Raw genomic sequence first — 21,500 nt, 5'->3', positions numbered from 1 at the left:
TTCCATGACACAGCCCACGACAGAGCCCTTGATGGAGCGGGCGCGGATCGCGCTGGCCTCTCGGGGCCTGACCAAGACCTACCACTCCACCGATCCGCCCACCCGGGTCATCGCCGATGTCGACCTGTCCGTGGCGAGCGGGGAGTTCCTCGTCGTGATGGGCGCGTCGGGTTCGGGCAAGTCGACGCTGCTCTACACGATCAGCGGCATGGACCGGCCCACCGAGGGGAGCGTGCTGTTGGAGGGGCGGGACCTGACGTCCCTGGACGACCGGGAGATGAGCCGGGTCCGGTTGACGCGGATGGGATTCGTCTTCCAGCAGGCGCACTTCCTGGCCAATCTCAACATCGGCGACAACATCCTGTTGCCCGCCCTCCAGGCCGCCCCCAAGGACAAGAAGGGGGCGATCGCCCGCGTGGACGCGCTGCTGGAGCGGTTCGGGATCGCACACGTGCGCCGGCACGGCATCACCCAGGTCTCCGGCGGCCAGTTGCAGCGGGCCTCGATCTGCCGCGCCCTGGTGTGCGAACCGTCCCTGTTGTTCGCCGACGAACCCACCGGCGCGCTGAACAGCGGGATGACCGAGGAGGTGATGGACGCGCTCACCGACGTGCACCGGTCGGGAACGACGCTGGTCATGGTCACGCACGACCCGGGCTGCGCGGCGCGGGCGGATCGTGTGGTCTACCTGCGCGACGGGGCCTTGGTGGACTCGCGTGAGATGGGGTCCTGGAGTCCGGAACGGGCGAGTGAGCGCGAGGACGACCTGATCGCGTGGCTGCGTGGCCTGGGGTTCTGACCAGGCCGTGGACCCCGTGTTCACATAGGCCTCGGAATGGCGATAACCTGGTCAAATCACGCTTAGGCAAGGCTAAGCTAAACGCCATTCAGCGAGGTTCCATTGATCCCCGGTCCGCCCACTCGTGTCGGCATGATCGCCGCCGGCGCCCTGTCCACCGTCCTGCTCGCCGCCTGTGGTGGCGGGGGCACGGACTCCTCCGATTCCTCCGGCCCCACCGCCGAGGGATACCCCGTCACCGTCGATACCCTGTTCGGTGACGTGGAGATCGAGGACCATCCCGAGAACGTCGTCGCGATGGGCTGGTCGGACGCCGAGACCGCGTTGGCCCTGGGCGTGCAGCCGGTGGGCGTGGCCGACTGGCAGGCCTACGGAGCGCCCTACGTGGGTCCCTGGGCCGCCGAGCTGCTCGACTCAGAGCCGGCCGAGGTCGGCACCATGGAACCGAACCTGGAGGCCATCGCCTCCCTGGAGCCGGACGTCATCCTCGACACCCGATCCGACAACTCCCAGGAGCGCTACGACCTGCTCTCCCCGGTCGCCCCCGTGGTCGGCCCTCCCTCCGACGTGGAGGTCACCTACGGCACCACCTGGCAGGGTCAGACCCGCCAGGTCGCCCAGGTCCTGGGCGAGGAGCCGCGGGGCGAGGAACTCATCACCGAGCTGGAGGAGCGGTTCGCGCAGCTGCGCGAGGAGAACCCGGAGTTCGAGGACCTGACCATCGCGGTCGGCGCCTACTTCGACGGCCAGTACGGCGCCTACGTGCCCGGCGACACCCGCGTGGACGTGCTCACCGAGCTGGGCTTCGAGTACAAGCCCGAGCTGGAGGAGATGGCCGACGGGGCGTTCTACGTCGACCTGAGCTCGGAGCTCGTCGAGGAGCTGGACGCCGACCTGACCGTGGTCTTCCCCATCGGTGACACCGCCGACTTCCTCAACGAGGACCCGGTCCTGCAGGGCATCCCCGCCGCCGAGGACGGCCGACTGATCGTCCTGGACGACCCGCAGTTGGCCAACGCCTTCTCCAGCGGTTCCACCCTGGGCGTCCACCACGCCCTGGACGAGGTCGTCCCGATGATCCAGGAGTCCCTGGAGGACTGATCCCCCGCGAACACCGAAAGGGGGCTCCCATCACGTGGTGGGAGCCCCCTTCTTCGTGCGCCGATCGGGGTCAGCCGGCCTCCACGACCTCGTGGTGTCGGCCGATGGGCAACATCAGCGGCTTGCCGGAGGTGGGGTCGACGATGATGCGACTGCGCAGCCCGAACACCGCCTCCACCGTCTCGGGGGTGAGCACCAGCTCGGGCGTCCCCTCCGCGTGCAGTCTCCCCCGCGCCAGGGCGACCAGGTGGTCGGCGTAGCGGGCCGCCAGGTTGAGGTCGTGCAACACCAGCACGATCGTGGTGCCCAGCGACCGGTTGAGGTCGGTGAGCAGGTCCAACACCTCCACCTGGTGGCTGACGTCCAGGAACGTGGTGGGCTCGTCCAGCAACAACAGGTCGGTGTGCTGGGCCAAGGCCATCGCGATCCACACCCGCTGACGCTGTCCCCCCGACAATTCGTCCACGGGCCGGTCGACCAGGTCGGCGATGCCGGTGGCGTCCAAGGCCTCCGCCACGGCCTCGTCGTCCTCACGGCTCCACCGGGACAGCACCCGCTGGTGGGGGTGGCGACCGCGTCCGACCAGGTCACCAACGGTGATGCCCTCCGGGGCGATCGGCGACTGCGGAAGCAGACCGAGCGTGCGGGCCACCTCCTTGGAGGGCATCCGGTGCACCTGTTCGCCGTCCAACAGCACCCGCCCTCCCTTGGGCGCCAGCAGCCGCGACATCGACCGCAGCAGGGTCGACTTGCCGCAGGCGTTGGCGCCCACGATCGCGGTGATCCGGCCGGGCGGGATGGCCAGGTCCAGGGTGTCGATGACGACGCGGTCCTGGTACCCCAGGGTGAGGTCCTCGACGATCAGCGAGTGGTCCGTGGTCACAGGGATCCTCCGGCGCGGTTGGTACGGACGATGAGGTAGACGAGGTAGGGGGCACCGAGCACGCCGGTGACCACACCGACCGGGAAGCGCGTGCCCAACAGGAACTGGCCGACCAGGTCGGCGACCAGCACCAGCAACGCCCCCACCAGGGCCGAGGGCAGCAGCAGGGACCCGTTGGGGCCCACCAGGCGGGCGGCGATGGGGCCGCACAGGAACGCCACGAACGCGATGGGACCGGCCGCGGCGGTGGCGAAGGCGATGAGTCCCACTGCGGCGGTGACCGCCAGCAACCGGGTGCGGTTCACCCGTACGCCCAGGGCCGAGGCGGTGTCGTCACCCAACTGGAACAGGGCCAGGTTCTGGGCCTGGGACAACAGCACCGGACCGATGAGGACCAGGGCGACCACCACCGGCAGAACCTGGTTCCAGTCGGTGCCGTTGAGGCTGCCGGTCAACCAGCGCATGGCCTCCTGCAGGTCCCAATCGGGCGCCTGGTCCAGGATGTAGGAGACGAGGCTGTCGAGCATGGCGGCCACACCGATGCCGATGAGGATGAGCCGGGTCCCGGCCACCCCTGCCTTGAACGACAACAGGTACACGAGGGTGGACACGCCCAGCGCGGCGACGATCGCCACCACCGACACCGCGGTGCCGCTCAGGCCGAGCACGACGATCGCGAAGACGGCGGCGGCACTGGCCCCGGAGCTGATCCCGATGATGTCGGGACTGGCCAGCGGGTTGCGCAGCATGGTCTGGAAGGTGACACCGGCCAGGCCGAAGCTCATCCCGGCCACCACGGCGAGCACCGCCCTGGGCAGCCGCAGTCGCCCGACCGTGAAGGAGGCTCCGGGCACGTCCTGGCCCAAGACCACCCGCCACACGTCACCGAGCGGGTAGAAGGTCTTGCCGACCATCAGGGTCAGGACGAACACGGCGACGACGAGCACGGCCAGGACCACGATGACCGTGCCCCGCCTGCGCGCGCGGCGCAGGCGGCCCCGGGTCACGGACTCCAGGGTGGACCCGGTGGTGGGCAGGGACGGAATCACAGGGCACGGACCTTCTGACGGCGGACGATGTAGATGAAGAACGGGGCGCCGACCAGCGCGGTCACGATGCCCACGTCGATCTGGGCGGGCCTGGCCACGATCCGGCCGACGATGTCGGCGGCGGTGAGCAGGGCGGCCCCGCCCAAGGCGGAGAAGGGGACCAGCCACCGGTGGTCGGGACCCACCAGCAGCCGGCACACGTGCGGCACCACCAGACCGACGAAGGCGATGGGGCCGGTGACCGCGGTCGTGGCCCCGCACAGCACGACGGCGCCCAGGGCCGCGGTCCCGCGGGCCACGGCGACGCGTTCGCCCAGTCCGGCGGCCAGGTCGTCGCCCAGCGCGAGCATGTTGAGCCCGCGCGCGCAGAACAGGCACAGCACGAAGCCCACCGCGACGAACGGCAGGATCTGGTTCAGGCTGTCGTAGGTTCCACCGCCCACCCCGCCGATCTGCCAGGAACGCACTCCTCCGGCCAGATCGTTGCGCGGCAGCACGACGGCGCTGATGAACGAGGCCAGGGCCGCGGAGGTCGCCGTTCCGGCCAGGGCCAGCTTGAGCGGGGTCGCTCCGCCCCGCCCCAGGGAGCCGATCACGTAGACGAACACGGCGCTGGCCCCGGCACCGACGATGGCCACCCACACGTAGGAGGCGGCCGAGCTCAGACCGAAGGTGGCCATGCCCACGACCACGGCCAGGGAGGCGCCCATGTTCACACCGAGGATGCCCGGATCGGCGATCGGGTTGCGGGTCACGCCCTGCATGACGGTGCCGGCGACGCCCAGGGCGGCGCCGGCGAGCACGGCCAGCAGGGTGCGGGGGATGCGCTTGGCGACGGCGGCCTGGTCGAAGCCCTCCGCCGAACCGCCGAGGGCGGCCACGATGTCGGCCCAGCCGACCTCGCGCGATCCCACGGCCACGGAGGCGAACATCAGGGCGACCAGGACCAGGGCCACGGCGGGCAGCCAGAGGGCCCGCAGCCGCCGGGGGCGTCGCACGGCGGCGACGTCCCCGGCGGGCGGCGGGGTGAGGGTCGAGGTCACTGCGCCCCGTCCGCGGCCTCGGCCAGCAGCGACAGGTAGTCGTCCAGGACCCAGGAGATGGACAGCGGGGTGGGGTTGGCGGCGGTGCCCAGGGGGTCGTCGCCGGGCAGGTTCACCACGGCGCCGTTCTCGACGGCGGGCATCTGGGACAGCAGTTCGTCGCCCTCCAGGGACTCGACCAGGTCGTCACCGCCGTAGGTGACGATGATGTCGACGTCGTCGAAGACGTCGGCCTGCTCGGCGGTGCGGGTCAGGGCGAACTGGTCGGTCTCGGCGGTGGCGTCGGCGATGCTGCCGGGGGTGGCCATGCCCAGGTCCTCGAAGAACATCGCCCGGGTGTCGTGGGCGGTGTAGAAGCTGACCTCACTGAGGTCGGTGGTGTCCACGTGGGTGAGGAACATGGTGGCCCGTCCCTCGATCTGCGAGTACTCGGCCGCGGTGGCCTCGATCTCGGTCTCCAGCTCGCCGATGAGCTCCCGGCCCTCTTCCTCCAGGCCCAGGCCCTTGCTGTTGAACTCGATCATCTCCCGCCAGGCGGTGCCCCACGGGGTCTCGGGGTAGGCGACGACGGGGGCGATCTCGCTGAGGGTGTCGTACTCCTCCTGGGTCAGGCCGGAGTAGCCGGCCAGGATGACGTCGGGGGCGGTGTCGGCCACGGCCTCGAAGTCGATGCCGTCGGTCTCGTCGAACAGCACGGGGGTCTCGGCGTCGAGTTCCTCCAGCTTCTCCTCCACCCAGGGCAGGACACCGTCGTCGTTGTCGTCGCCGAAGTTGGCGGCGGCCATACCGACGGGGACCACGCCCAGCGCGAGGGGGACCTCGTGGTTGGCCCAGGCGACGGTGGCGACGCGCTCGGGCTGGGACTCGATGGTGGTGGTGCCCAGGGCGTGCTCGATGGTGATCGGCGTCCAGTCCCCGGAGGCCTGGGCCTCCTCGTCGGGGGTGTCCGAGGAGCACGCCACGAGTCCGACCGCCAACAGCGCGGCCGTGGAGAGGGCGACCGTCCTTGTCACGTGGCGCATGGTGTCCTTTCGGTTGTGGGGCCAGATGCCCCTGGAGTCGGCGCAACCCGCCCTTGAGCGCATGACTCATCGGTTCGACGCGGCGACGTTCGGTGAGGTCATGGGGATGCGCCGAGAAAGGCCGCTCGGTGCGCGCACCGAGGACCACCCCGAAAGGTAAGGGTTGCCTAACCGAACTTAGAGCGCAAGGCCCGACCGTGCAATCACGCAGATGTGACACAGACATTCGCGAAACGGACAAATCGCAGCGTTCGGCCCCCGGAACACCGGCTCCAGCCGACGTTCCGGTCAGCCGAGTCCGTGGCCGCGACGGCGCTCACGACCACGGACCGGGGCCGAAACCGATTTCACCCGCTTGCCGGTGGCGTTGTACCAGCGCAGGCCGGCACGGTCGGTTCCTAGAGGTCCTCACGACTCACGTTCAAGGCCTGAGCCCGCGCGTCCAAAGCCTTTTCGAGGAGCCTGAGGGTCGACTTGTAGGTCACCCGGGTGGTGAGCCGGGCGAGCTCGGCCAGAGCCGCCTGTCCCTCCATCGCGCCCAGGGCGTTCGCGCAGGCGTTGGCGAGCTTGGGCAGGGCCGGCCCGATGCCCGGCGCCTTTCGCAAGGACTCCTCCAGCACCGACCCCAGACCGCGAACCGTCCGTGGGTCTTGCGGCAGGAACGACAGCAGCCACACCAGGCCACGGGTCGCGAAGTGGTTGTGGTCGTCGAAATTCTCGACCGTGCGCGGATCGCTCGCCAACGACAGCCAGCCCAGGGACCGGTCCCGGAACGCCTCCGCGTCGAGCTCGGCGAGCAGCGCCCGACCCTTCCTCTCCCACGCCGCGCCGGGACGAGGGGCCCTCGCGGTGACCGCGTGCCTGAGCAGATCGGTCCATGCGGCCGGCAACTCCACGAGTTCGGCGAGCGCGCGATCCGTCCACGGTTGGCCCTCGTTGAGCGGCGGGTGGTGATCGTCCAGCATCGGCACGGTCTTCTTCAGCTCTTTCACCTTGAAGGAGTTGCCGGCGGCGTCCGCGCGTCGCATTTCCGCGCCCAAGTCCACTGGGACACCCCGCCCGGAGGCCGGCTCGACCCATGCCATTTCCACTGCGAAGTGGATACCGTGGCGTCTTCTCGGAACGGCCTTCAAAGCCTCCTGGCGTGCGCTCGCCAAACGATCATCCGGCCTGCCCGAGGAAAACGACAGCAACGCGTGCGTGAGGAGAATGGACTCGCGTCGGGCCGCCGAACCAGCCGATTCGTACAGGTCCGTGAAGGCTTCGAGCATCGGGAGTCGGATGTTCTCGGAAAGTCTCCTCAGGTTCTCCGAGGTGCCGATCCCCTCCTTGTCCGCGAGGAGCATTTCGCACGCCGCCGGCGCGCCTTCCCGTTCGATCGTGGCCACCAACGCGGTCTCGAACTCGTAGAACCCGTCGAAGTCGTGTATCAGCGCCTCTTCACGATCGCCGGACATCGTCTCGTCGGTACACACCAATCGCGTCATGGCGAGAGGCTAGGGGCTCGCGCCGACAACCCGTCTCGATGTGAGACCGACCCAGGTAAGCGCCTTCTCTCCGCTGCGGGGATGACGTGCGCTTTCCTGGCGGGTATGCGCTTTCCCTGGGTGCCGACAGGCGCCGAACCGAGACCGGGGGCCTCAGGGTCTCCTCCTACCGGCGGACGGCCCTGAGGCGCTCCCGTGCAAGCCCGAGGTCAGGGCGTCAATTCGATGACGACCCCTTCGGTGACGCCGTTCACGGTGACGTCGAGTTCGATGGTCGCCTCTGCCAACGCGCTCAACCGGCCGGTCCGCGGATCGAAGGCGGCCACGTGATCGGCGTCGGCCTCGTCGACCGGCCCGATGTGGACGTCCTCGGAACCGGACCAGTCCGCGCTCACCGGGTAGGTGACCGGCAGCGCGGTGCCGTCGTTGTCCACCGTCGCGGTGACCTCGGCCCCTTCCCCGACCGCGACCGAGGTCGGCGCGTCCAGTTCCAGCCCGTCCACGTGGGGGCGCGTTTGGGTCGTCACCCAGTCCGCCGTGGGGTCACCACCGGTGTCGATCCCCCACAGCGACCAGCCGGTGAAGCCACCGTCCGTAGGACCGGCCGAAGGGTTCTTGCCGACGTTGCCGTTGATGACGTAGGGCACACCGTCCACCTGGTCGGCGTGGAAGACGCCGACGTGCGCGCCGATGAACGCCACGCCCTTGCCGCTGTCGGACTGGAAGTCGGCCAGCCAGTTCTCGACGGTGGTCGCCTCCTTGCGGTCCGACAGCTCGCTGGCCTTGGAGGGCAGCGGGTCGCGGAAGGGCACGTGCTGGGCCACCACGACCGAGGTCACGGCGGGGTCCTCGGCCGCGGCGTCGAGTTCCTCGCGCAGCAGCGGCAGTTGCGACCAGTCGCCGGCCCGGTAGGAGAGCCGTGCCGTGTCCAGGAGGATGAACCTGGTGCCGTGGTGGTCGACCACCCGACGGGTCTCCCCGAACGCGTCCCGGAAGTTCTCCAACGTCCCCTCGGACACCTCGTGGTTGCCCGGTACGTAGTGGTAGGGCAGCTCACCCTCCAGTTCCTCGTCGAGGATGCGTCGGGCCAGCGCGAAGTCCTCCGGCGCGGCCTCGTCCACGAGGTCACCGTTGATGATGAGGAACTCGGCGTCGCTCTCTCGGATCTCGCGGAGCGCGCGCCGGGTGTTGGCGACGATCTCGCTGTCGGGGTCTCGGGCGACGAACTGGGCGTCGGACAACACGGCGAACCGCCAGTCCTGCCCGGCCACGGTCTCGCCGGGCGCCACCACCGGGTCGACGACCGGTTCGGTGGGCGGCACGTCCAACGGTGGCGGCACCATCGCGGTCAGGTCGTCGACGATCACCTCGCCGTGATAACTCGCGTCGGGTTCGGTCTCGGCGAAGTAGATCCGGCGCAGTGAGATCGGGTATCGCGTGCCCGGTGGCACTTCGAAGGCCACCTGCCGCCAGCCCGGTTCGTCCAGGTATCCGGCGCGCATCGCGGGCAGCAACTGGCCGGTCCCGTCCCAGACCTGCATGCTCGCCCACTCCCCGTTGCCCTCGGAGTGCACCCAGGCACGCAGCTCCCGCGGCCGGCCGGGGATCCGTAGTTCCTCACCGGGTGGCAGGGCGCCGCCGGTACGGGTCCCGGTGGAGGTGGTGAAGTCGTAGGTCAGACCGACCCCGTCGCCTTCCCGCCCCTCGGCCACCGCGACCTCCCCTTCGGCGCGCTCACCGAAGTAGGACCAGTCGGCCGCGTCCTCGAAGTCGGCGACGACGACCTCGTCCAGACCGACGGTGACCGCGAGGGTCGTCTCGACCTCACCGACCCGGATCGTGGCGAGCGTCGCTCCGCTGTCGGTGACGGCCCGGATCTCGAACCTCCCGTCCTCGGTCACCGAGACCTCCGCGACGGACTCGTCGATGCTCGTTTCGACGTCGGCGGCCTCGATCGGCGCGGTGAATCCGTTGGCGTCGTAGCCGATGACCTCGATCACGGTGGCGGCCTCGGCGTCGGTGAGTCCCACCCGTTCGGGGGTGGTCTCGATCCGGGTGAGCTCGCCCAGCACGGTCAGGTCGACGTCGCCCGTGGCGCCGCGCTCCCTGGCGGTGACGGTGGCGGTACCGGCCGCGTGGGCGGTGAACACGCCCTCCCGATCCACCGAGCCGACCCCGTTGTCGTCGGAGCGCCAGATCGGGTCGCTCTCCACCGGCGCGTAGGTCTCGTCATGGCCGGCCGCGGTGAGCGTCCGGGTCAGGCCGGGGAAGACCCGGTCGGGGCGGCTCGGCGCGACGTGGCCGGAGCCCTCGGCGCGTTCGGGTTCGACCCGGGTCCGCACCCAGAACCCGTCGAGCCGGCCGCTGCCCTGTGGGGCGAACAGGGCGAGCCCGTTGGGCACGGAGCGTTCCTCCCCGTCGGAGGGGCGGTTCTCGACCTGGACCCGGTCCCCGCCGGGGGTGCGCGCGACCATGGTGGCCGAGCCGCCGCCGTCGAGGTTGACCGCGGTGTGCGCGCCGGCCTCGACCATCATCCGACCCAACTCGTCCAGGCCCACCCCCTCGGCGAAGGACGGCTGCCGACCGTCGACGCTGAGCAGGTACATCCGCGAGCCGTCCTCGGAGAAGCCGATGGCCATGCGCGGGGCGCCCGGGGTGTTGTCGTTCTCGCTCGCGTCCTGGGCCTGCCCGTCGACGACGAGCATCTGACGGCCGTTCAGCGCGGCGTGGATCTCTTGGTCCTGGGCGGCCCTCGCGTCGTAGTCGATACCGACCGCGTCGCCCACCTCCAGTGCGGACAGGGTCTGGGCGCCGTCCTCCCGACCGACCAGGACGAAGGCGTCGTCGGCGATCTCTCCTTCGCGCGGCTCGTCCACGATCTCGGTGACCACGCCGTCGGTGACCACGACCTCCAGCGTCCGCGTCGCGTCCTCGGTGGCCCGGCAACGGCAGTAGCTTCCCCACAGCGGGGTGAACGCGGCGATCTCGCCCGTGCCCAGCGCCGGCTTGTTGATCGCGTCCAGCGACGGTGTCTCGCCGGTGGGCAGCTCGACGGTGCCCTCGAAGAACACCTCGCCGATCGAGCCGAGCCCGTCGGGGGTGAAGATCGCGGCGGATTCCCGGTAGTCGCCGGCGATCGGCGACTGGATCAGTTCACCGTCCCGCACGGCCACGCCCTGCGAGGCACCGGAGGCGTTGATGTCGAAGAAGTCGCCGTTCACCGCGGCGACCGCTTCGACCTCGTCCGCCTGCTCGCTCACCGGCGCTGTTTCGGTCACCTGCCCGGGGAACAGGTAGTCCACGCTGACTCCGCCGGTGAGGTCGGTGGTCAGCAGGTCGCCCTGCAACCAGTTCGGCGTCCCGGTGTAGGCGTCGGGCCCGTAGGCGTCGAAGGAGGTCAGCGTGACACCGGGGGCGACCGGGCGTTCGGTGTCGAAGGTCTCCAGTCTCGGCGCGGGGTCCTCGGCCCGGGTGACCGAGCCGGCCGGTGGGATCTCGACGGTCTCGCTGAACCCGGTGCGCTCGCGCGGATCATCGGTGTCCGCGCTCGCGATCGAGGTGAGGGTGAGGGTGAGGGCCAGAGCGGAGCCCGCGGCCACGATGGCACGCGTGCGTGAACGAATCGACCACCGGCGATCCATGGGAAGCCTCCGGGCGGGGGATGTACGGGGGGAACCCTTTGCGTTGACTTCCTACCACCGGGCGACCCTCTTGGGTAGGAAGCCAACGCACCCCGAATTCCGATCGACTCCTCGGCCCGGACCGGCGATGCGCCGGGCACCTGCACAGAGGCCTCTTCACCGTCGCCGCCGGGCGGGCCGCCTCTCAGGCAGATTTCACCTGGACGCGGCGTGCTCGTCACGTGCCCGACGGGTCGCGGGAACGGTCACCGCGACCCGTCGGAACGCTCGATCAATCGAACTCCAGGCCCAGTAGGGCGTTCTCGGTGACCTCGGGCAGCGCCGGGTGGATCCAGTACTGCTCCGTCGCGACCCGGCGCACGTCCAGGTCGAAGGCCAGGACGGTGATCATCTGCTGGATCAGGGTGGCCGCTTGAGGACCCATGTAGTGCGCGCCGAGCAACTTGCCGGTGTCGCGGTCGGCGATCAGTTTGCAGATACCGGTGGTGTCCTCCAGCGCCCAGCCGTAGGCGACGTCCCCGTACCTTTGCACCTTGACCGTCACGTTGTGGCCCCGTTCGCGGGCCTGGGCCTCGGTCATCCCGACGGTGGCGATCTGCGGGTGGGTGAAGGTGGCCGCGGGAACGTGGTCGTGCGGCATCTTACGCAGGTCGTCCGGGTGGAGCAGGTTGTGGCGCACCGCCCGCATCTCCGCGTTGGCCACGTGTTTGAGCATGTAGGGCGAGGACACGTCGCCTAGGGCCCAGACGCCCTTCGCCGAGGTCGAGCGGCCGTACTCGTCGACCTCGACGCCTCCCTCGTCGGTCATCTCGATCCCGCCGGAGGCCAGGTCCAATCGGTCGCCGTTGGGCACCCGCCCGGTGGCCACCAGCAGCACGTCACCGGTCACGGAGGAGCCGTCGTCGAGACGGACGGTCACCTCGCCCTCCGACTCGTCGGCGCCGATCGCGGTGGGGCCGCAGATGAGGCGGTATCGCTCCGCGGCCAGTGCGTTGAACCGCTCGCCCAGGTCCTTGTCCAGTCCGCGCATCAGCGCCGAGCGGGAGATGATCGTGACGTCGGAGCCCAACGCGTCGAAGACGTGGGCGAACTCCATCGCGATGAAGCCGCCGCCCACGATGACCAGCGACTTCGGCGGCTCCGGCAGCCGCATGACGTCCTCGTTGGTGTGGTAGCGCACCCCCGAGGCCTCGATGGCGTTGGGGACGAAGGGTCGAGAACCGGCGGCGATGACCACCTGGTCACCGGAGATGATCTTCTGCTCATCGCCTTGACCGGTGCGCAGGGTACGCTCGCCCACGAACACGGCGTGCTGGTCGTAGACGTCGATGTTGGGGGTCTTCGGGCCGCGACGGTACTCCTCGCCACCGGCGGCGATCGGGTCGACGCGGTCCTCGAAGATCCGGCCGACGATGCCCTGCCAGTCCACCGAGTCGACCCGGGCGTTCAGACCCAGCCGCCCGGCCTGGGCGGTCTCCAGCGCGGTGTCGGCGGCGTGGACGAACATCTTCGTCGGGATGCAGCCGACGTTGAGACAGGTACCGCCGAACGTCCCCTTCTCGATGATCGCGATCGACCGGTCCTCGAACTCGGGGCCGGGAATCGAGTTCCCCGATCCGGTACCGATGATGACCAGGTCGTAGTGGTGATCCACCACGATGTCACTGGCAGGGGCGTCCATGTCATGTCCTCACTACGGGTTCTGCGCGTGCGCGTCCAGGGTGGACCCGATGCCCGGCCCCACCCTGGACACCCCAGGGTCTCAGGGACCCCGACACCCGATCCGAGCGCACACGAGTACCCAAGGACGGCCCGGACGGCGATATTCCGATCCGTCGCAGAGCCCCTCGTCCGACCACCCGAGGGGCTCTGCGACGGAGTCGGGACATCCCGGGGACGAGGCGGACATCGGCGCCGGACACCCTTCTCCACATGACTCGGAACCCGACCACCGCGCGCTCCCCGGCCCCTCCCACCCGCAGAACACACGTACCCGCGTTGGACGGGCTCAGGGGCGTGGCGGTCATCGGGGTGCTGCTGTTCCACACCGGCCACCTGTCCGGTGGCTTCCTCGGGGTCGACCTGTTCTTCGTCCTCTCCGGCTACCTCATCACGGACCTGCTGCTGCGCGAGATCCGGGCGAGCGCGAACGTGTCGCTCGGAGCGTTCCTGGGGCGGAGGATCCGCCGACTGCTACCTGCCCTGGTCGTCATGCTCACCACGGTCACCCTGCTGGTCTGGTCCTTCGGGCCGCCCGACATGGTGCGCACGACGCTCGCGGACGGACCGTGGGTACAGCTCAACGTCCTCAACTGGCATTTGATCGCGGAGTCGGCGGGGTACTGGGACGCCTTCGGCTCGGCCCGCGTGTTCGAACACCTGTGGAGCATCGCGGTCGAGGAACAGTTCTACCTGGTGTGGCCGGTGTTGCTGCTGGTGGCCGCGCGGCTCCTCAGCGCTCCCGACCGTTGGGTGGCGGGGGTCGCCGCCGCGGGCTCGGCCCTCTCCCTCGTCCTGATGATCTGTCTGGTCGACCCGGCGGACCCCACCCGTGTGTACATCGGTACCGACACCCGGGCCTTTTCCGTTCTGCTGGGCGCGTTGGTCGCCACACCTCCCGTCCGTGACGCTCTGGCCCGAGGAGTCGATCGATGGGCGGGAGCCGCACTGGTCGTGGCGGCGCTCGGACTCGGTGTGTCCTGGGTCCTGGTCGACGGCACGACCTCGCCATGGTTGTTCACCGGCGGCCTGTTCGCGCACTCGATGGTGGCCGCCATGCTGATCGCCGTGATCGCGCACGCGCCGCGGACCACCGTCGCGCGGATCCTGGCCTGGGGGCCGTTGCGGTGGACGGGACTGATCTCCTACAGCCTGTACCTGTGGCACTGGCCGGTGATCGTGCTGCTCTCCCCCGAGGTGACCGGGCTCCACGGATGGACCTGGACCCTGGTCGTGAGCGCCGTGTCCATCGGTGCGGCCGTGCTGTCGAAGTACCTCGTCGAGGATCCGGTCCGGTTCCACGCGAAATGGGCCAGGGGACGCGGAGGCCTGGTGGCGTTCGCGGCCGTCATGGTCGCCCTCGCCCTGCTGTGGGTGCTCCTCCCCGCTCCCCCACCGGCCACGGTGGACGTGACCAAACTGGATTGACGCTCCGACGCGGCGCTCACTCGTACAGGGGGCAGGTGCGGTGTACCTCCGATTCGGGGGTGAACTGCACGAAGCGGATCCGTACACGCGTTCGCTCGGATCCGCCGTTCTGCACATGAGAGGTCCGCGCGGTGCACACGATCTGGTCGATGCCCATCGGGGTCACGTCGCCGATGTCCAGGGGCACCCGCAACTCGATCGCCTCGGGGTGGGTCGTCACCTCGACGCTGGTGACCGACGTCGACGCGATCTCCGTTCGCACCCCGGAATCGCCCGGGCCGGTCAACAACAACGACACCGCGTCGGAAACCGTGCCCAGGCGCTGGGTTCGCCGAAATTGGGGCCGGAGTTCATCGTTGTCGTCCACGAAGTACAACGTCATCCCGGGGGCCACACCGGTGGGCGCCTCACCCGCGTCGGAGACACCGGAGGGCCGGACCCCGCAGCCCACCGCGGCGACCAGGAGCACCGACACCAGCGTACACACCACCGTCGCAGAAAAGTCCGATCTCACCCCCGCACCCCCCGCTCCCGGCCCGGATCGATGTCCCCGGGTGCTCTGGGCAGCCGCAGTACGAAACGCGCACCACCATCGTCACCGTTACCGGCGGTGAGGTCACCGTCGTGCAGGCGGGCGTTCTCCAGCGCGATGGCCAGTCCGAGCCCGCTGCCCGGGGTGCGGGTACGTGCGGCGTCGGCCTTGAAGAACCGGTCGAACACGTGCGGCACCACGTGTTCGGCCAAGCCCGGTCCTCCGTCGGTCACCACGAGGTTCACATGGGTCCGGTCGGCGAAGACGCCCACCCGCACAGGAGGTTCCCCGTGCCGCAGGGCGTTGCCGACCAGGTTGGCCACGATCACGTCCAGCCGTCGACGATCCACGCGCACGGGCAACTCCTCAGGAGCGTGGAGTTCGACCTGGTCGAGCCGGTCTCGGGCCCGCAGGGTGTCGCGGACCGCCGAGACCATGTCCACCTCCTCCTCTCGCAGGTGGGCCGATCCGGCGTCGAATCGGGAGACCTCCATCAGGTCCTCGACCAATCGGACCAGCCGTCGGGTCTCGCTGATGGCCATCCGCGCCGATTCCCTGGCGTCCTCCGCCATGTCCTCCGTTGAGGCCGCCAGGACCTCGGTCACCGCCGTCAACGTGCTCAGCGGGGTGCGCAGCTCGTGGGAGACGTCCGCGGCGAACCTCCTGGCGTCGGCCCGCATCCTCTCCATGGTCGCCATGGAGCCCTGGACCGACTCCGCCATCTCGTTGATCGTGACGGTGAGTTCGGCCAGCTCGTCCACCCCCTGTGGTTCGGTCCGCGCGTCCAGGTCACCGGCGGACAGTCTCCGCGCGGTGTCTCGGAGCTCGCGGACCGGGCGGAGCACCCCACGTGCGGTGAAGAGGGCCAAAAGGGCAGCCAGGAGAAGCACCGCCGCGCCCGCGACTGCCGCCGCCCTCACCAGGGCGTCGACCTCCTCCTGCACCGCCGACAGGTCCCGCACGGCGTACACCTCGATCCCGGACGGGGTGCGCTCACCGTCCGGCGCGGTGATCATGACGGGGGCGCCCACCAGGAGCCATGGTCGGTCCGCGTCGACGACGCGTTGGGTGACGACGCGGTCCCCCTCCCGCACCGCCTCGCGCAACCCGTCGGTGATCAGGTCGGTCTCCGTCCCGTCGACCGATCGCAGGTCCTCGAAGACCACCAGGGTGTCGGTGCCCACGCTGTCGCGTAGACGGTCGAGCGCGGCCTGGTCGGGCGGATGGGAGACCTCGTGGGCGACCGCGCCGATCTGCGCGGATACGGTCTCCGAGATTCGCCGCTGGTTCGAGGCCACCAGCGCCTCGCCGGCCGATTCGGTGATGGCCCAGGTCGCGGCCAGCGACCCCAGTACCGTCACCAGCGCGAAGCCCGCCAACAGGCGAGAGCGCAGACCTCGGGGCCACCAGCGACCCATCACACCGGCCCGAACCGGTAGCCGAACCCGCGCACGGTCTGGACGTACACCGGCGCGGCGGGGTCGGCCTCGATCTTCGCCCTCAGGCGCTGCACACAGTTGTCCACGAGCCGGGAGTCGCCGAGGTAGTCGTGTTCCCAGACCTCCTCCAGCAGTCGCTGCCTGCTGTACACCCGCTCGGGCGACCGGGACAGGGTGAGCAGCAGGCGCATCTCGGTCGGGGTCAGCATGACGGGCGCCTCGCCCACCGTCACCGTCACCGACACCGTGTCGACTCGCAGGTCGCGGTGGACCCGCACCTCGTTCGACACGTCGACCGTGCGTCGCAGCACGGCGCGAACGCGTGCGTCGAGCACGGTGGGTTGGACCGGTTTGACCACGTAGTCGTCGGCACCCGCCTCCAGGCCACCGATGACGTCGAAGTCGTCGCCTCGGGCGGTCAGCATGATCACGGGCACCTCACCCTCGGCCCGGATGCGACGGCAGACCTGGAACCCGTCCATGCCCGGCAGCATCAGGTCGAGCACCACGATGCCCGGTCTCCTCTCGCGGAACTCGCGCAGCCCCTCCTCGCCCGTGTCCGCCGTGCGGACCTCGTGGCCGTGCCTGGACAGGGCGAGCTGCATTCCGCGTCGTAGCAGCGGATCGTCTTCGATGAGCAGGATCTCCGTCACGCGTCCAGTATGGGTCGTCGTGACCTTCCCGGGCGGGGCGGCGGAGGTTCTGCGACACATCCGCGACATGACGGCGCAGGCACCGGGACACCGCCTGGGGAGGATCGGTGCCATGACCACGACACAGAACCCCGACACGACGTCACCCACGCGGACCGGGACGATCACCGGGCCCGCCTCCATCTCTCCCCGCGGTCGAACGGCCCTGGCCACGACCGCCGCCCTGACTTCGCTGGCTCTGGCGTCGACCGCCTGTACCGGCTCCTCCGAAGCGGACGCCCCGTCCACGCCCCCGGCCTCGGACGCACGGACCACGACGGCACCGCCCAAGGTCCTCCTGCTCGGCGACTCCGTTGGCCAGGACGTCGCACTCGCCTTGGACGCGGCCTTCGAAGCGAGCGGGGTCGAGTTCGAGTCACTCGCCTCCGATGGCGGGGGCAACGTCGTCGGGCCGTTCTCCGAGGAACAGTGGGAGACGTTGCCCGAGGAGGTCGAGACCGCCGAACCCGGCCTGGTCATCTACCAGATCACCGGATACGACTGGGGCACCGAAAAGGAGCAACAGGAGGGCTACGAGAAGTTGGTGGACACCGTCACCGAGGTCGACGCGACGCTGCTCTTCGTCACCATGCCACCGATCGAACCCGACGAGTTCTACGAACCCCACATGGAGGACCTGGACCGGGCCCCGGAGGTGGCGCGCTCGGTCGCGGCCGACTCCGAGGGCCGGGCCGAGGTCCTGGAGGCCGGTGAGGTCTGGGGAGAGGACTACCGGGCGAGCAGGGACGGTGAACCCGACCGCAACCCCGACGGCATCCACCTGTGCCCCCAGGGCGCCGCCCGGCTGACCCACTGGATGCTCGACGAGCTGCAAGGTCGATTCCCCGACATCACCCCGGCGGCGCCCGAGGAGTGGGCCGACACCGGTTGGGCCTCGGACGACCGGTTCGGAGCGTGCTGACCGGCCCTCAAGCGAAGACGGTGAGCCCGTAGAGTACGAACACCAGAAGGTGGGCGGCGCCGTGCAGCGCGGTCACTCGATTTCCCGAGAAGGTCGTCAGGGTCAACAGCAGCGTCACCGCGAGCAGCGCCAGGTTGGCCGGGCTCTCCGCCAGGACGACCGTCTTCCCGGTCAGGAGACCGATGGTGAGCACGGCAGGGATGGTGAGCCCGACCGTGGAGACGAGGGCACCGTGACAGAGGTTGCTCACACGCTGGATCTCCCCGATGTGCGCGGCGCGGATCGCCGTGATCGTCTCGGGCAGGAACACGATCATCGCGATGAGGATGCCCGAGAGCGCGACCGGAGCGCCCGCCCGATCGAGGCCGTCGTCGAGAAGCGTGGCCATGTCGTGGGAGAGCAGCACGATCGGGATCACCGTGGTCACCAGGACGAGCGCTCGCAGGGTCACCTCCGCCCGGTGTCGGGAGATCACACCGAGCACCGATGGGCGCTCTTCGGTGACCTGCCCGGCGGCGGGGTCGACGGTTTCGGAAGGACCCGGCCCGGGGGCGACCTCCTGGAAGTCCTCGCGCTGGGCGCCCATCTGCCGGTACAGGAAGAACGCGTAGAGGATCACCGTGAGCAGGATGATCGGGATCGCCTGCCCGGCGGTGTAGGCACCGTCGACGCCGATGAGACCGGGCAGCGCGAAGGCGACCGTGATGAGGACGACCAGGAGTGACAGGTAGGCGGACACGCCGGTGCGGTTCGGGCGCAGGTCGCGGTGCCTCATCCCGCCGACGAGCAGGCCGACGCCGATGACGAGGTTCAAGATGATCATCGACACCGCCATGACGGAGTCGCGGGCGATGGTGGCGTGCTCACCCGGGCCGAGCATCACCGCGGAAATGAGGATGACCTCGATGAGCACGATCGACAGCGTCAGCACCAACGTGCCGTACGGGTCGCCCAGACGGCGTGCCAGGTGCTCGGCCTCGCCGACCACACCGAAGGCGCACACCACGATCACGGTGATGATCGCCGCCAGCGCGCTCACCAGTACCGGCGTCGGCAGATGTGTGGACAGCAACGGTCGCGCGACCAGGAGGGCGAGGAACGCGCCCCAGCCCAGGAGGAGGCGGAGGATCACACCGGGGGTGATGACGGTGCGGAGAGTAGCCGTGAAAGACAAAGACACAGACAGGTGTCCGTTTCTGCTGGGTCGTCCCTGCTCGCGCTATCACCGGTGGGTCGTCCCGACCGGGGCTCTTCAACGCCCGATGGTACCCGGCCCACCCACGGATCGCTCGCGGTGGTCGGGTCGTGTAACCGTGCTCCGACCCTAGCCCGTTTCAGTCGGGTCCCCCGCCAGGACACCACCGGAACGGCCACCTTCCCGCGCCACGTCCTCCGCTCGACTCTCGTATGGGACGGGCCGACCAGGACGGTGAGAACCGGGCGGATACGCTGCTGGACGGGGAAGGCCGCAGATTTCACGGCGATGGATTCCCTGCTCGATGACACCCTCGCGGCCCGCTTCCGCGATCCCGGCGAACAGTGAATGGACGGCGATGGACAAGCCGCGTGGAAAAGACTCGTTCTCGTTGCTGTACAGGACGGGGTTCCGCATCAACTACGCGCTCCTGCACGTCATGGGCCCGCCTGCGTTGAGCACTGAAACCGATCCGCGGCAACGCCTGAAGAGGGAGTACGAGCGTCGGCGTGAACTCCACCGGTCATGGAAGGCGCACCAGCGGGCCTAGTGCCGCGTCCGGGCGGCGGTCGTCCCGCGCACAGCGGGAACGGGGTCCCGACGCCCGGACACCCCGAGGACCCGCCCTCCTTCGACGCCCCGGCTCAGGCGGGGTTCGCGAGGACCTCCGAGGAGGTCCTCGGGGCGTTTTCACGCCATGTTCGCTCCTGTTGTGCCTCCCGACCACGGCAGCACCCGCGAAAACCCCATCCGACTCGGCCCTCGCCGCCGGACCTTCCCTGGTCGACCGGTGCGTCCAGCACGCTCCTCACGACCGGAGGCCGACCAGTGAGGCACTGTCCCTCCACAGAGCGTCCCTCACCTTGTCGTCGCGAGCGAGTTTCGAGGGATCGAGCCAAGTGAGCGCATCGCGTCGAACAGCCGCGTAGTAGCGCCCGGCGGGCGGGTCCACCCTCCCCAATGCGATCGCGCCCAGGTGGGCCCCGCCCGCCTCCTTGCTGTTGTAACGCCGCACCACCCGGCGGAGGAGGCCGCCGAAGACCCGCCAGGCGACGTTGGCCACCGCAGGCGCGTTGCGAAGCAGCCCGGTTCCGGGCGTAGGGCCCGGGTCGTACGCCAGGACGGTCACGTTCTTGGCCACCACCTCCGGCCGCAGCGCCAGAGCGCGCACAGCCAAGATCGTGCAGAGCTTCGCCGAGGAGTAGGCCCTCCCGGCCGCTACACGCGGCTCGACGTCACGCTCCGGGTCGCGGTCGGGACGGGCCAGCAGGGTGGCATCGGCGTGACGAGGCGGCGGGAGCATCGTGTTCTCCTCCGGGTCGTGCGTACCGCTTGTGGTCATCGACACCACGGCGCCATCTGCCAGTCGGGGCATCAGCAACCGGAGCAGGAGGTAATGGGCGAGGTAGTTGACGACGAAGCTCGTCTCGAACCCGTCGGGCGTGCGCCCGTCGCCGTTCGGCTGATTCTCACCGGCGTTGAGGACCAGGGCGTCGATCTCGCCGGCACCGAGCCGGTCGTTCACCCCGTCGACGAAGGAACGCACGTCCGCTAGCCGTGTCAGGTCGAGCGGGAGGGATTCGGCACCGTCCGGCGCCTGTCCACGCGTTCCAAGAAGAAGGCGTGTGTCCGGAGCGGCGAGGACCTGTCCCGCCGCCACCTCTCCGATGCCGGATGTTCCGCCGGTCATCACGATCGTTCTCATCAGGGACGCACCTCGCTACAGCAATAACTTGAGTGGGAACTCCGCTTAATATAATGAGTGGAGACTCGACTTAGCAAGGCCTCCGCGGCCCGGTAGTAACGTGAGTGGCCCTGGTAGCCGCTTGTCCGAGATGAGACCGATGGAACGACAGACCCCGGCGACCGCCGCCCCTCAGCGGACGTCGCTGCGCGCCGACGCACGCCGAAACCGTGAACGAGTCCTCGACGCCGCCGACGCCGTCTTCTCCGAGTTCGGCCCGGCCGCCTCCACGGAGGAGGTGGCCCGACGGGCAGGGGTCTCCATCGGAACGGTGTTTCGGCACTTCCCCACGAAGGAGGCGCTGATCGAGGCGGTCGTGATCGGGCGGCTCACGCGACTGACCGCGGAGGCCGAGCGGCTCGCCGACGCCGTGGACGCGGACGCGGCCTTCCTCACCTTCTTCCATCGCTGGATCGAGCTCTCAGCGACGAAGTACGAGTTCGCGGGGGCACTCTCTCGCTCCGGCACCGATGTGCAAGAGATCAGGGACACCCATCCGGACGTCGGGCGCAAGCTGCACGAGGCCGTGGGCGCTCTGCTCACCCGGGCACAGCACACCGGTGGTATCCGGCGGGACGTGGGCGCGTCAGAGGTCATCGCGCTGATGGTCGGAGCGTCTCGGGCGCACGAACACGTCGGCCTCGACGCCGACCAGCGCGCGCGCCTCCTCTCAGTGACCATCGACGGCCTGCGCGGTCCGCGACCTTCCTGATCCGAATGACACGATCCTGAACGACCGTGAATTCCGCGAACACGGGGCCGTGTTCGGCGACCTCCCACGCCGTGGCCCACTTTCGAGAAAGA

18 protein-coding genes are annotated in these 21,500 nt (G+C 69.5%); 6 read left to right on the top strand and 12 right to left on the bottom strand.

Translation table 11 applies throughout. From position 1 onward, the window contains the following. Positions 1 to 4: 4 nt before the first annotated feature. Together ACWGSK_RS01805 and ACWGSK_RS01800 are read left to right on the top strand one after the other, a co-directional pair. A complete protein-coding gene (locus ACWGSK_RS01805) occupies positions 5 to 799 on the top strand; it encodes an ABC transporter ATP-binding protein (RefSeq protein WP_452454978.1) in 795 nt (264 codons plus the stop codon). Between the two features lie 102 nt (positions 800 to 901). Continuing rightward, positions 902 to 1,900, top strand: coding sequence for an iron-siderophore ABC transporter substrate-binding protein (locus tag ACWGSK_RS01800; protein WP_358509569.1), 999 nt, complete (start codon positions 902 to 904; stop codon positions 1,898 to 1,900). Positions 1,901 to 1,970: 70 nt separating this feature from the next. Here ACWGSK_RS01800 and ACWGSK_RS01795 read toward each other — a convergent pair whose 3' ends face one another. The 7 genes from ACWGSK_RS01795 to mtr form a co-directional block, all read right to left on the bottom strand. After that, positions 1,971 to 2,783 (bottom strand): ABC transporter ATP-binding protein, encoded by an 813-nt coding sequence (locus tag ACWGSK_RS01795; RefSeq protein ID WP_452454977.1) that lies wholly within the window; start codon positions 2,781 to 2,783, stop codon positions 1,971 to 1,973. Then, positions 2,780 to 3,832, bottom strand: coding sequence for a FecCD family ABC transporter permease (locus tag ACWGSK_RS01790; RefSeq protein ID WP_452454976.1), 1,053 nt, complete (start codon positions 3,830 to 3,832; stop codon positions 2,780 to 2,782). Before ACWGSK_RS01790 ends, ACWGSK_RS01795 begins: the two co-directional genes overlap by 4 nt. Next, the gene (locus ACWGSK_RS01785) at positions 3,829 to 4,875 is read right to left on the bottom strand and encodes a FecCD family ABC transporter permease (RefSeq protein ID WP_358509560.1); all 1,047 of its coding nucleotides are present in this window, start codon (positions 4,873 to 4,875) and stop codon (positions 3,829 to 3,831) included. Before ACWGSK_RS01785 ends, ACWGSK_RS01790 begins: the two co-directional genes overlap by 4 nt. Then, positions 4,872 to 5,897 (bottom strand): iron-siderophore ABC transporter substrate-binding protein, encoded by a 1,026-nt coding sequence (locus ACWGSK_RS01780; RefSeq protein ID WP_452454975.1) that lies wholly within the window; start codon positions 5,895 to 5,897, stop codon positions 4,872 to 4,874. Before ACWGSK_RS01780 ends, ACWGSK_RS01785 begins: the two co-directional genes overlap by 4 nt. Before the next feature lie 398 nt (positions 5,898 to 6,295). Next, positions 6,296 to 7,384: a hypothetical protein gene (locus ACWGSK_RS01775; RefSeq protein ID WP_452454974.1), complete on the bottom strand. Its 1,089-nt coding sequence runs from the start codon at positions 7,382 to 7,384 to the stop codon at positions 6,296 to 6,298. Positions 7,385 to 7,593: 209 nt separating this feature from the next. After that, positions 7,594 to 11,025 (bottom strand): phosphodiester glycosidase family protein, encoded by a 3,432-nt coding sequence (locus ACWGSK_RS01770; protein ID WP_452454973.1) that lies wholly within the window; start codon positions 11,023 to 11,025, stop codon positions 7,594 to 7,596. 271 nt (positions 11,026 to 11,296) lie between these two features. Continuing rightward, a complete protein-coding gene (mtr, locus tag ACWGSK_RS01765; protein WP_358509549.1) occupies positions 11,297 to 12,706 on the bottom strand; it encodes a mycothione reductase in 1,410 nt (469 codons plus the stop codon). Between the two features lie 251 nt (positions 12,707 to 12,957). Here mtr and ACWGSK_RS01760 point away from each other — a divergent pair, with 251 nt between their 5' ends. Beyond that, entirely contained in the window at positions 12,958 to 14,172 is a 1,215-nt protein-coding gene (locus tag ACWGSK_RS01760) for an acyltransferase family protein (RefSeq protein WP_452454972.1), read from the top strand. Positions 14,173 to 14,188: 16 nt separating this feature from the next. On the opposite strand, the gene ACWGSK_RS01755 is transcribed toward ACWGSK_RS01760, so the two are convergent. Genes ACWGSK_RS01755 through ACWGSK_RS01745 form a run of 3 tightly spaced genes read right to left on the bottom strand, consistent with a single transcriptional unit; the run spans position 14,189 to position 16,796 of the window. After that, positions 14,189 to 14,662 (bottom strand): hypothetical protein, encoded by a 474-nt coding sequence (locus tag ACWGSK_RS01755; RefSeq protein ID WP_452454971.1) that lies wholly within the window; start codon positions 14,660 to 14,662, stop codon positions 14,189 to 14,191. 20 nt (positions 14,663 to 14,682) lie between these two features. Further along, positions 14,683 to 16,122 (bottom strand): ATP-binding protein, encoded by a 1,440-nt coding sequence (locus ACWGSK_RS01750; protein WP_452454970.1) that lies wholly within the window; start codon positions 16,120 to 16,122, stop codon positions 14,683 to 14,685. After that, entirely contained in the window at positions 16,122 to 16,796 is a 675-nt protein-coding gene (locus ACWGSK_RS01745; RefSeq protein ID WP_452454969.1) for a response regulator, read from the bottom strand. Before ACWGSK_RS01745 ends, ACWGSK_RS01750 begins: the two co-directional genes overlap by 1 nt. A gap of 112 nt (positions 16,797 to 16,908) precedes the next feature. On the opposite strand from ACWGSK_RS01745, the gene ACWGSK_RS01740 reads away from it, so the two are divergent. Then, on the top strand, positions 16,909 to 17,757 hold the full coding sequence (locus tag ACWGSK_RS01740; RefSeq protein ID WP_452454968.1) for an SGNH/GDSL hydrolase family protein: 849 nt from the start codon (positions 16,909 to 16,911) through the stop codon (positions 17,755 to 17,757). A gap of 7 nt (positions 17,758 to 17,764) precedes the next feature. Here ACWGSK_RS01740 and ACWGSK_RS01735 read toward each other — a convergent pair whose 3' ends face one another. Beyond that, a complete protein-coding gene (locus tag ACWGSK_RS01735; protein WP_452454967.1) occupies positions 17,765 to 18,889 on the bottom strand; it encodes a calcium:proton antiporter in 1,125 nt (374 codons plus the stop codon). Between the two features lie 421 nt (positions 18,890 to 19,310). Between ACWGSK_RS01735 and ACWGSK_RS01730 the strand changes: the two genes are divergently transcribed. Continuing rightward, positions 19,311 to 19,502: a hypothetical protein gene (locus ACWGSK_RS01730; RefSeq protein WP_358509714.1), complete on the top strand. Its 192-nt coding sequence runs from the start codon at positions 19,311 to 19,313 to the stop codon at positions 19,500 to 19,502. A gap of 258 nt (positions 19,503 to 19,760) precedes the next feature. On the opposite strand, the gene ACWGSK_RS01725 is transcribed toward ACWGSK_RS01730, so the two are convergent. Then, positions 19,761 to 20,657, bottom strand: coding sequence for an SDR family NAD(P)-dependent oxidoreductase (locus ACWGSK_RS01725; protein ID WP_452454966.1), 897 nt, complete (start codon positions 20,655 to 20,657; stop codon positions 19,761 to 19,763). Positions 20,658 to 20,796: 139 nt separating this feature from the next. Between ACWGSK_RS01725 and ACWGSK_RS01720 the strand changes: the two genes are divergently transcribed. Then, the gene (locus ACWGSK_RS01720; RefSeq protein WP_452454965.1) at positions 20,797 to 21,408 is read left to right on the top strand and encodes a TetR/AcrR family transcriptional regulator; all 612 of its coding nucleotides are present in this window, start codon (positions 20,797 to 20,799) and stop codon (positions 21,406 to 21,408) included. Positions 21,409 to 21,500: the final 92 nt, after the last annotated feature.

This window comes from Nocardiopsis sp. NPDC055551, assembly GCF_053619415.1.
This window is presented reverse-complemented; position numbering and strand designations above follow the sequence as displayed.